8 protein-coding genes are annotated in these 11,685 nt (G+C 60.2%); 3 read left to right on the top strand and 5 right to left on the bottom strand.

The annotated features are described in order from the left end of the window. Positions 1–182: 182 nt before the first annotated feature. The 4 genes from GWQ27_RS19665 to GWQ27_RS19650 all read right to left on the bottom strand — a co-directional run bounded on the left by GWQ27_RS19665 (position 183) and on the right by GWQ27_RS19650 (position 6,356). Complete coding sequence (locus GWQ27_RS19665; protein ID WP_275908135.1) at positions 183–2,060, bottom strand: DEAD/DEAH box helicase; 1,878 nt, start codon at positions 2,058–2,060, stop codon at positions 183–185. A gap of 181 nt (positions 2,061–2,241) precedes the next feature. Beyond that, on the bottom strand, positions 2,242–2,703 hold the full coding sequence (locus GWQ27_RS19660) for a hotdog fold thioesterase (RefSeq protein WP_275908134.1): 462 nt from the start codon (positions 2,701–2,703) through the stop codon (positions 2,242–2,244). A 108-nt stretch (positions 2,704–2,811) separates the two neighbouring features. After that, complete coding sequence (locus GWQ27_RS19655; RefSeq protein ID WP_275908133.1) at positions 2,812–3,300, bottom strand: hypothetical protein; 489 nt, start codon at positions 3,298–3,300, stop codon at positions 2,812–2,814. Further along, entirely contained in the window at positions 3,294–6,356 is a 3,063-nt protein-coding gene (locus GWQ27_RS19650) for an FAD-binding and (Fe-S)-binding domain-containing protein (RefSeq protein ID WP_275908132.1), read from the bottom strand. The genes GWQ27_RS19655 and GWQ27_RS19650 overlap by 7 nt, the downstream gene beginning before the upstream one ends. 169 nt (positions 6,357–6,525) lie before the next feature. Between GWQ27_RS19650 and GWQ27_RS19645 the strand changes: the two genes are divergently transcribed. The 3 genes from GWQ27_RS19645 (at position 6,526) to GWQ27_RS19635 (ending at position 10,572) form a co-directional block, all read left to right on the top strand. After that, positions 6,526–7,452, top strand: a complete 927-nt coding sequence (locus GWQ27_RS19645; RefSeq protein WP_059169658.1) for a cation diffusion facilitator family transporter — start codon at positions 6,526–6,528, stop codon at positions 7,450–7,452. A gap of 286 nt (positions 7,453–7,738) precedes the next feature. Next, entirely contained in the window at positions 7,739–9,274 is a 1,536-nt protein-coding gene (locus tag GWQ27_RS19640; RefSeq protein WP_275908131.1) for a TerC family protein, read from the top strand. Between the two features lie 176 nt (positions 9,275–9,450). Next, positions 9,451–10,572, top strand: a complete 1,122-nt coding sequence (locus GWQ27_RS19635) for an alkene reductase (protein ID WP_275908130.1) — start codon at positions 9,451–9,453, stop codon at positions 10,570–10,572. Between the two features lie 86 nt (positions 10,573–10,658). Here GWQ27_RS19635 and GWQ27_RS19630 read toward each other — a convergent pair whose 3' ends face one another. Continuing rightward, positions 10,659–11,678 carry an adenosine deaminase gene (locus GWQ27_RS19630; RefSeq protein WP_275908129.1) on the bottom strand — a complete coding sequence of 340 codons (1,020 nt, stop codon included), beginning with the start codon at positions 11,676–11,678 and terminating at the stop codon, positions 10,659–10,661. Positions 11,679–11,685 lie beyond the last annotated feature (7 nt).

Genomic DNA, 11,685 nt, shown 5'->3' with positions numbered 1-11,685 from the left:
TCAATCTGCTCGACCAGCGCCAGTTTAAAAGTCAGCGAGTAATCGCGCTGTGTCCGTTTCACACCTTGTCCCATCGGGCTCTCCGTTTATGTGGGGGAAAGGTGTAAACCATATTCAGGACGGGACACAGGCACAAAAAAGGCCGCTCAATGAGCGGCCTTTTTTATCAATGCAGTCAGGACTTAGCTGTCGCGGCGCTTGTTGCCACCGAACTTGCGATCCTTGTTGAAGCCACCTTCACGGCGCTCCCCGCTCTTGTTGAACGGACGGTCACCGCTGGGGCGGCGATCCTTGTTGAAAGGACGATCGCTGCGGGGCGGACGGGGGGCAGTATTGCTGCCAGCCGGCACCTCTGTGTAGCGGGTGATCATCAGCGGACGCTGGCAAACACGGGCTTTCTTGATCACTTCCAGTACATCGGCGGTCATACCCTTGGGCAGGTCGACGGTGGAGAAGTCATCAGCGATATCGATGTTGCCGATGAAACGGCTCTCGATGTTCGCTTCGTTGGCGATAGCGCCCACGATCTGGCCCGGCTTGACACCGTGATGGGCACCCACGTCTACGCGGTAGCGCTCCATCTCGACATCCGGGTTGTCTTTCAACGGACGCGGCTCGAGGGACGGCATGCGACGGGCAGGACGATCACCACGGTCAGCAAAATCATTGCCACCGTCACGGCGTTCGAAATCACGACCACCACGATCATTGCTGCTGAACTGCGGCTCAGGGATGGAGTCATCCAGCAGCAGCGGTTGATCACCTTGTACCAGCTTGGCCAGGGCGGCAGCCAGTTCCAGCGGATCGGCAGAATCTTCTTCGATCAGCTCGTTCACCAGGTTCAGGTAGAGCTCAAGCTCTTCGCCCATCATGGTTTCCCGGATGCGCTCTTTGAACTTGGTCATACGGTGCTGGTTGATGTCCTCGGTGCTCGGCATCTTCATCGGCTCGATGGCCTGACGAGTGGCGTGCTCGATAGCGCGCAGCATACGACGCTCGCGGGGAGCAACAAACAGGATGGCCTCACCCTTGCGACCAGCACGACCGGTACGGCCGATACGGTGCACGTAGGATTCGGTATCGTACGGAATGTCGTAGTTCACCACGTGGGTGATGCGCTCGACGTCCAGACCACGGGCGACAACATCGGTGGCGATCAGGATGTCCAGCTGGCCTTGACGCAGCTTGTCAACGGTACGCTCACGCAGCTTCTGCGGGATGTCACCGTGCAGCGCTTCACAAGCATGGCCACGAGCGGCCAGTTTGCCAGCCAGCTCTTCGGCAGCGTTCTTGGTACGCACGAAGACCAGTACGGCTTCGTACGGCTCGACTTCCAGCAGACGGGTCATGGCGTCCAGCTTGTGCAGACCGGTTACCTGCCAGTAGCGTTGACGGATGGTCGGTGCAGTGGAGGTCTTGGAGACGATCTTGATCTCTTTGGGCTGCTTCAGGTGCTTCTGGGCAACACGACGGATCTGGTCCGGCATGGTGGCAGAGAAGAGAGCAACCTGACGGGTGCTCGGGCACTGTTCCATGATCCAGTCCACGTCATCGATGAAGCCCATGCGCAGCATTTCATCAGCTTCGTCCAGCACCAGAGCTTTCAGACCGGAAAGATCCAGGTTCTTGCGACGGATCAGGTCCATCACACGGCCAGGAGTACCCACGACAACCTGGGCACCACGACGCAGGGCGCGGGTCTGGGTTTCGTAAGAAGAGCCACCGTAGATGGGCAGGACGTGGAAGTCGGGCATGTGCTTGGCGTAACGTTGGCACGCCTCGGCAACTTGCAGGGCCAGTTCACGGGTCGGAGCCAGCACCAAAACCTGGGTGTTGCGGTTACCAGCTTCCAGACGAGACAACAGAGGCAAGGCAAAAGCAGCGGTCTTCCCTGTACCGGTTTGCGCCTGCCCCAGCAGATCGTGTCCCGCCATGAGGTGGGGAATTGCTGCGGCCTGGATCGGTGACGGGCGCTCATAGCCCACGTCTTGCAGCGCTTTCAATACAGGCGCGGCCAGTCCAAGCTCACTAAAAAGGGGCAGTTGTTCGGTATCAGACATAGATTCTTCCAGATTAAGGCAGGCGGCTAAGCACCGCGGAATAGCAAAAAGGCGGCGATTATAGCGCCACTTTGTTCTGCTGTCTTGAAAAATGTGATAGGCCTCTCAAGACGTTGGCAATTATAGAGGGATCTCGCGACTATGGCTTGCTTATTTTGCACTACTGGTGCGTTATTGCTGGTCACTCCCCGCTGGAGTCCTTGTCCCGCTTGTGTTTGAGCACCGCCATGGTCAACCGACTGGTGCACAATAAACGCCCACGTTCATCCCGAATCTCAATCTGCCACACCTGGGTCCTTGCCCCCAGATGCAGGGGCGAGCAACGCCCTGTGACCACCCCTTCCCGCTTGGCGCGCAGATGGTTGGCGTTCACCTCCAGTCCCACGCAGTAGCTATCTGGTCCCACCGCCATGTTGGCTGCCAGCGATCCCAGCGTTTCCGCCAATACTACCGACGCACCGCCATGGAGCATGCCAAGGGGCTGATGGGTACGGTGATCCACCGGCATGGTCGCTTCCAGCCAGTCCGGGCCAAAGCCGGTATAGAGGATATCGAGATAGGCCATCAGAGTGTTGCGAGAGGTGGCATTGAGCCCCTCCAGACTGATGGGCTTGCGCCAGATGGGGGCGTTTTCTTGACTCATGGCGAGCAGACTCCTTATGTAATCAATGGGTTGGACGCGAGCAGTGTCGGCGAAAAAGACAAAGAAAAAAAGATGCCCCGATCGGGGCATCTTGGCAACCACCTTGCGTCACCAGGGATAGGTGACTCCGGGCCACTCGGCCCACGGCACCTCTCGCCCCGGCAGACGGAGTTCTGGCCACTGCCACACCCTGGCGAGCCAGTCGCGCAGCTGCGTTTCCAGCTCCTCATCCGTAATGGGCGCCTCGGCCACCTTCCAGAAGAAGAGCTCCACCGCCACCTCCGGCAGCACCGATGGGTAGAGATAAACCCCACCCCAGAATTGCGGCTCCCGATCAGGGCTCCAGAGGCCATAGGCGAACGAGCGCTTGGCCAGAAACTCCGACTGCTGCCACTCCAGATCCCCTTCGTGCTGGATCAGGCTGAAGTTGGCAGAGGGCCAGACATCCTGGGGGCGAAACAGTTGATGAAGCTGCTCCCGTTCACGCTGCATGGCCACAAACTCCACCACGGCTTGGGCCGGTGTGGCTGGCAACAGCAGGAAGTGCGGGTGCCGGTAGGCTTGCGGCACCCGAAACCGCTTGGGAAAGGTCAGCACCAGAGCAGTTCCAGCAACGCCTGCAGCGGATGCTTGAGTTTCTCCCCCTCCATCCGCTTGACCTGACTGCGACACGAATAACCGGTAGCCAGACAGCGATCTTTGGGCAACCTCGACAGGGGCTCTGCCCAGCTGAGACCATAGATCCCCTTGGAATTTGCCACCTGTTTGGCGTCGTGGCCATAGGTGCCGGCCATGCCGCAGCAGCCCACGGACACAGGCTGCAAGCGGGCCCCAAAACGCTGGAACAAGGTGCCCCAGTCACCGTGAGTCGAGGGCTTGGCGGTCTTCTCGGTGCAGTGGGCAAACAGATACCAGGGCTCGGCCTGCTCACCCTCGCTCACCCTGCTCTCAGGAGCGGGTAAAGAGAGCAGCCACTCCTGAGGCAGCAGCACCTGGAAGTCGCCACGGGCCGAACCCAGGGCCTTGGCATACTCGTCGCGATAGCAGAGCACCAGAGAGGGATCCACCCCTACCATAGGAATGCCAAGCGCCGCTATCTTGTTGAGGAACTGGGCACTGTTGGCCGCGGTGCGGGCAAAGGCGCGCAGGAACCCCTTCACGTGCTGGGGCTTGCCGTTGGGCTTGAACGGCAGCAGATAGGGTTGCAGCCCAAGCTTGCTGGCAAGCTTCACCAAGTCCCGCACCACGGGGGCGTCGTAATAACTGGTGAAGGGATCCTGCACTATGAGCACCACGTTGGCACGCTGCTCCGGGCTCATGGCTTCGAGACCCGGCAGGTCGAAATAGCGCGCCTTGTTGTCGTGCAGGGATTCGGCCAGGGTCGGCACCGAGAGCAGGGGCACATCCACCATGCCGATGCTCTTCTCGGTCGCCTTCTGGGCCCACTCCTTCTCCAGGAAGAAGTTGACCAGTTTCGGCACCTTGGCCAGCAGGGGGGCATAGCTTTCGACGGTGCCGACGAAGTAATCCTTGGGGCCCCGCAGGTAGCGGCTGTGATAAAGCTGCATGAAACGGGCGCGGAAGGTGGGCACATCCACCTTGATGGGGCACTGGCTGGTGCAGGCCTTGCACGCCAGGCACCCTTCCATCGCCTCCATCACCTCGTGAGAGAAGTCATACTGGCCGCGGGCGCGGGCCAGGGTGTTGCGAAACTTGTCGACAATCTGCTTGAAGCGCAGACCGCCACTTTGCAGCGCCACCTCCTCGGCCAGGGGATCGAAGCCCTGCTGTGCCAGCTGGCGCAGCCATTCGCGCATCAGCCCGGCCCGGCCTTTCGGCGAGTGGCGACGGTCGCGGCTGATCTTGACCGAGGGGCACATGGGGGAGTCGGTCTCGAAGGTAAAACAGAGGCCGTTGCCGTTGCAATCCATGGCGCGGGTATAGCTTTCCCGCACCGCAATCGGGATCTGGCGGTCGAACTTGCCGCGCTTGGGCCCGTCTACCGACACAAGCGAAGCTCCGCTGCCATAAGGCATGCAGATCTTGCCCGGGTTGATGCGGTTGTCGGGGTCAAAGGCGCCCTTGACCCGCTGCAACTCCTCCCACAGATCGCCGAAGAAGGCGGGGCTGTATTCGGAGCGAAAACCCTTGCCGTGCTCTCCCCACATCAAGCCGCCATATTTGGCGGTGAGCGCCACCACCTGATCCGAGATGCGGCGCAGCAGCACCTCCTGCTCGGGGTCGCACAAGTCCAGCGCGGGACGCACGTGCAATACCCCCGCATCGACGTGGCCGAACATGCCGTAGTCGAGGCCGTGGCCGTCGAGCAGGGCACGAAACTCCATGATGAAATCGGCGAGCGACTCAGGGGGAACGGCCGTGTCTTCGGTGAAGGCCACCGGTTTTTTACGCCCCTCGGCGTTGCCAAGCAGCCCCACCGACTTCTTGCGCATGGCGTAGATGGTCTCGATGCTCGGCAGGTGACTGCACACCTGATAGCCGATGACTCCCGCCTCCCCTTGCGCCAGCAGCTCCTCGATGCGCCGGCACAATTCAGCCACTTTGGCCTGATGCTCTTGCTCGTTGGTGTCGGCAAACTCGACGATATTGAGCCCTTGCAGATCCTTGCCAGGCACGTCCTCAATGAACGCCTTGACTGAATGCCAGATGATGTCGGCACGGGCCAGTCCCAGCACACGGGAATCCACCGTCTCCACCGACAGGGCCTGCGCCTGCACCATAAAGGGGGCATTGCGCAGGGCCGAGGGGAAGCTGTCGTACTTGACGTTGACCAGGGTCCGGGAACGCGGGATGGGTGTGATATTGAGCCTGGCTTCGGTGATAAACCCCAGGGAGCCTTCCGAGCCGCACAATACCCGGCTCACATCCAGGGTGTCGGTGTCGGGGGCATAGAGGTGCTTGAGATCATAACCGGTCAGAAAACGGTTGAGCTTGGGGAAAGTGGCTTCGATGTCGGCGCGGCGCTCGCGGCCGATGCGATACAGGGTGCGGTAGATCTCCCCTTCCCGACTCTCGAGGGCCAGCTTGTCCGCCAGGCGCTGGCCGTTCACCGGCTCGGTCGCCATGATGTCGCCGTTGTCCAGCACGGCTTTGAGGCCCAGCACGTGATCCGAGGTCTTGCCGTAGACCAGCGACCCCTGACCGGACGCATCTGTGTTGACCATGCCGCCCAGGGTGGCGCGGTTGGAGGTGGAGAGATCCGGCGAGAAGAAGTAACCGTGGGGTTTGAGATAGGCGTTGAGCTGGTCTTTCACCACCCCGGCCTGGGCCCGCACCCAGCCCTCTTCCAGATTAATTTCCATGATCTGGTTCATATGGCGCGAGAGATCGACGATAATGCCGCCGCCCAAGGATTGACCATTGGTGCCGGTGCCGCCGCCGCGAGGGAAGAAACTCAAGGCTGCGTACTCGGGCCCCCGTGCCAACTTGAGCATCACTGCAATGTCATCCGCACTGCGCGGATAGAGCACCGCCTGAGGTACGACCTGATAGACGCTGTTATCCGTCGCCATCGCCAACCGGCTTGCATAAGACTTTTCGATATCACCACGAAATGCTGATCGCGCCAGCAACTCAAGAAACTGCAGGGTTGTAGGTGACAAACTGTCCTGGTAATCGAGTCTCGGGATCATGAATCCTTGTTCCCATCCTTTGCTTGATGCCGGCACTCCGGCGACAAAGACTGCCCTGGCTGCCTCTTTGCGGGTATCAGGGCCAGTCTGCTCACATGTGAGCGGGCAGTATATCAGCTAGAAAACCGCTTGCGCTTGGCAATATTCACCATTTGAAAGGAGGATTGTTATGGCTCACCACAGCCATGTTATCAGTACGTTTATTACCACAGAGAAACAGGCCTTGACCCTGTCACTGTTCGGCAGCATCGCCTTTGCCATCTTCGGGATTGGCTATGGTCTGCTGGTTGGCTCCCACGCCATCATGCTCGATGGCATCTTCAGCCTGTTCAGCATGGGCATGACAGGCCTTGGTCTGGTTACCGCCTACCTGGTTACCCGCCCCTCAGATGACCGCTTTCAGTATGGCTACGCTCACTTCGAGCCCATTGCCAACGTCATCAACGGGATCATCATTTTGCTGCTCTGTCTCGGTGCCCTCTACAGCGGCATCACCTCCCTGCTGGCCGGTGGTCGCGAGATAGATCTCGGTCACGCCCTCATCTGCGCCGCCATCTCCACCTTCTTGTGTGCACTTATCTATGTTGTCGAGGCGCGAATGGCCAAGCGGTTCAACTCGGAGCTGGTGCGCGTCGATTCCGAAGAGTGGCTGGTCGACACCATTTTAAGCGCCACCCTGCTGGTCGGTTTTCTGGTCGCCATGGGCCTTGATGCCATGGGCCATGGTCAATACAACCGCTACATAGACCCCATGCTGGTCTCTCTGCTGGCCCTGTGCGCCACCCTCATTCCCATCAAGGTGCTGAGCCGCAATCTGCGAGAAGTGTTGAAGATTGCCCCCAAGGGGGACGTATCCCAGCGGGTTGCCAGCGAAATTGAAGCCCTGCGCCAGCGCCATGGCATCGAGTGCTACAGCCATCTGGCCAAGAGCGGTCGTCGCTTCGATCTGGAGTTGAACATACTGGTGGCACCGGGGCAGGAGTGGCCTGTCGAGCGCCAGGATGCCCTGCGCCAGGAACTCTGGTCACGCCTCGGCGATACCCTGGGGGATGCCTGGCTCTCGGTCTGCTTCACCCGCGAAAAACGCTGGTTGTAACGACCCACAGGGGGAGTGCAGCCAGGCAGCCTCCCCTGCGTCATCACATCTTCATCGCCCTGCTCTTGCCAAAGCGCCGATTCTCGCTATCATCAGGGCTCATTTTTAACCCGAGGTTTTATTGCCCATCATGGACAACCCCCGAAGTTACCTTTCGTTTCTTCCTGTCAAACTCTGTCTTTACCTGCTTCATCAGCGCCTCTGAATAACGCCATTGCCTTGCACTGCCGCGGCCACCGTTGCCGTGACTGATACCCGCTCTGTCTGTATTTATTGAGGTCATTACATGGAATTGCTGCTGGATCCCCACATCTGGGTTGGTCTGTTTACCCTGATCATTCTGGAAATCGTGCTCGGGATAGACAACCTGGTCTTCATCGCCATCCTGGTGAAAAAACTGCCCCCCGCCCAGCGGGATCGTGCCCGTATCATAGGCCTGTCACTGGCGCTGCTGATGCGCCTGGCCCTGCTCAGCGTGATGTCATGGCTGGTCACCTTGACCACCCCCATCCTTCACCTCGGTGATTTTGCCTTCTCCGGTCGGGATCTCATCCTGATGGGCGGCGGCCTGTTCCTGCTGTTCAAGGCCACCACCGAGCTCCATGAGCGGCTGGAATCCAAACAGCCAGAAGATGGCCCGGTCGGCGTCTATGCCAGCTTTGGCGTGGTGATCACCCAGATCCTGGTGCTGGATGCCATCTTCTCGCTGGACTCCATCATCACGGCTGTGGGCATGGTGGAACATCTCTGGGTCATGATGGCGGCCGTCACCATCGCCATGGTGGTGATGGTGCTCGCGTCAAAGCCGCTGACCCGCTTCGTCAACGCCCACCCCACAGTGGTGGTGCTCTGCCTGAGCTTCCTGCTGATGATAGGCTTCAGCCTGGTAGCGGAAGGGTTCGGTTTCCATATTCCCAAGGGCTACCTCTACGCGGCTATCGGTTTCTCCGTGCTTATCGAGTTCTTCAACCAGTTGTCCCAGCGCAGCGCAGAGCGTCATGAGGCCAAGTTGCCCCTGCGCGAGCGCACCACGGCCGCCATCTTCAAACTGATGGGCAGCAAGGCGTATCAGGACAGGCCGGATGATGATCTGGATGCACCGACACCCGAGCCGCTGAGCTTCGGGGAAGAGGAGCGCTACATGGTGACCGGGGTACTGTCCCTTGCCGATCGATCCATCCGCACCATCATGACCCCTCGCTCCGACATGGCCTGGATCGACGTCAATGACTCGGTCGAAGAGATCCGTGCCGTGTTGCAGCGGGAGCCCCACAGCCTGTTCCCGGTTTGTGACGGCGATCTGGACGAGGTCATAGGTGTGCTCAAGGCGCGGGATCTGCTGTTTGCCCTCAACGAGGGGCAGTCCCTGACCGAGCTGGCCAAACAGAATGACCCCATTATCGTGCCCCAGACCATCAACGTGATCCGCTTGCTGGCAGAGCTGCGCAAGGCCAAAGGCAGCCTCATTCTGGTCGCCGACGAGTTTGGCGTCATCCAGGGTCTGGTGACCACCCACGATCTGCTGGAAGCCATCGTCGGCGAGCTGCCTGATGAAGACGAGACCCCGGACATGGTGCGCGATGGCGAGAGCTGGCTCATCAATGGCAGCACCAACATCCACCATGTGGAGCAGGTGCTGGAATACGAGGGACTGGTGAGTGACAGCGATGAATACGTGACGCTCGCGGGCATGCTGCTCTCCCATTTCGGCACACTGCCGACTCCGGGCCAGCAGCTGCAATTGCAGCAGTTGCATTTCGAGGTGATCGAAGTCAGCGAGCGTCGCATCGAACGGGTGCGCGTCACGCCGTTGATCCCCTGATCACACGAACCGCACCACCTACCAAAAAGAGGGCCAAGCGGCCCTCTTTTTTATGGCTGTTTGCCGCTTGACGCTTGATTGCTGCATCAAGTGCAATTCTTTTCTGCAATTATCCCTCTTTTTCACAAATAAAAGCAGGACTAGAGTGACCTCAATCCCACCATGAGGAACACAAAATGAGCCACGACAACCTGTTCTGCCCGATGCGTCTGGGCCAGTTGCACCTTAACAACCGCATTGTCATGCCCCCCATGACCCGCTCCCGTGCCAGCCAGCCCGGTGACGTGGCCAACGCCATCATGGCCACTTATTACGCCCAGCGCGCCGAGGCCGGCCTCATCATCAGCGAAGGCACCCAGATAGACCCGCTGGGCAAGGGCTACGCCTGGACCCCCGGGATCCACAGCGCCGAGCAGGTAGCGGGCTGGAAGGGGGTCACCGATGCTGTCCATGCCAAGGGGGGCACCATCTTTGCCCAGCTCTGGCACGTGGGGCGCGTCACGCATACTGACAATATCGGCGGGGCCCAGCCCATCTCTTCGTCTGCCATCAGAGCCGAAGGGGTGCGGGTATTTGTCGATAACGGCAGCGATGCTCCCGGTTTTGTCGAGACCACAACCCCGCGCGCCATGACCCAAAGCGACATAGATGCGGTAGTGGGCCAGTTCCGCCAGGCGGCTCGCAATGCCCTGAACGCCGGCTTTGACGGCATAGAGCTGCACGCTGCCAACGGTTACCTCATCAACCAGTTCCTCGACTCCGAGTCCAATACCCGCACCGACAACTACGGTGGCTCACTGGAAAATCGCCTGCGTTTCCTCAAAGAGGTGACACAAGCGGTCAGTGCCGAAATCGGGGCGGACAGGGTCGGAGTGCGCCTTGCACCGCTCACCACCCTCAACGGCACCGTTGATGCCAACCCGCAAGAGACCTATCTGGCCGCCGCTCGCTTGCTGGGTGAACTGGACGTCACCTATCTGCATATCGCCGAAGCGGACTGGGACGATGCGCCCCTGATGGCGGAAAACTTCAAGCAGGGATTGCGAGATGCCTTCCCCAACACCCTCATCTATGCGGGCAAGTATGACGGTGAGCGGGCGCATGCCGCCCTCAAGGCGGGCTGGGCCGACATGATTGGCTTTGGTCGTCCCTTCGTGGCCAACCCGGATCTGCCGAACCGGTTGCGCCACGGCTACCCCCTCGCCCCCCACGATCCGGCGACCCTGTTTGGCGGTGGTGAGAAGGGACTGACCGACTACCCGACCTATCAGGCGCTAGCCGAGACGCAGTCAGCCTGAGACTGGCAAACCGCCCACCTAGGTCACAAAGCCGCACAGTAAAACGCGCCCGCTATTGATGCGGGCGCGTTTTTTGGGGGGTGGCGTCAGTAGAGGGCAACGCCGTAACAGGCGGCGTAGCTTCTTATCTCCCGGGTCAGCCGTGCCTTGTCCGCCAGGCTGAGCCAGCTCGCCTCGACGGCATTGAGCGACAAGCGGCAAAGCTGGTTCATGCTGGCGCCAAGATCATGGGCCAGGGCGTGGAAGTTGGCTGCCATGTAGCCGCCAAAATAGGCGGGATCGTCGGAGTTGATGGTGACGCACAACCCCTGCTCCAGCAGGGTCAGCACATTGTGATGGGCCATTCGCTCAAACACTCTCAGACGGGTATTGGAAAGGGGGCAGACGGTGAGCGGCAACCGGGTATCGGCCAGATAACGCAGCAGGTCGGGATCATCGACGCAGCGCACCCCGTGATCGATGCGGCGTACCTGCAGCTCATGGATGGCCTGCCAGATATACTCGGCCGGCCCTTCTTCGCCTGCGTGGGCCACCACAGGCAGCCCCAGCTCGCGACAACGGGCAAAGACCCGGGCAAACTTGGCGGGGGGATTGCCCTTCTCCCCCGAATCGAGACCTATGCCGTGAATGCGGGCGAGAAAAGGCATGGCGTCGTCCAGGGTGGCGAACGCCGCCTCTTCACTCAGATGACGCAGAAAACTCATGATAAGCCGCCAGCTGATGCCCAACTCCCGCTCCCCCGCCTGCAGCGCCCGCTCTATGCCCCCCAGCACGGTGGCAAAGGGGATGCCTCGGGCGGTGTGGGTTTGCGGATCGAAGAAGATCTCCACATGCACCACCTTGTCGGCAGCGCAACGCGCCAGATAGGCCCAGGTGAGGTCGAAAAAGTCCTGCTCGGTAATAAGCACGCTGGCACCGCGATAGTAGAGGTCGAGAAAGGATTGCAGGCAGTCAAAGTCATAGGCGGCGCGCACGCTGGCCACATCGGGCCAGGGCAGTGGCACCCCGTTGCGGGCGGCCAGCATAAACATCAGCTCCGGCTCGAGTGACCCCTCTATATGCAGGTGCAACTCCAGCTTGGGCAAACCGGCAATAAAGTTATCCATGATGACG

Origin of the sequence: Aeromonas sp. 5HA1, assembly GCF_029237245.1 — a bacterium.
Lineage (GTDB): Bacteria > Pseudomonadota > Gammaproteobacteria > Enterobacterales > Aeromonadaceae > Aeromonas > Aeromonas salmonicida.
Note: the sequence above shows the minus strand (reverse complement) of the source record. Positions and strands in the feature narration are given on the sequence as shown.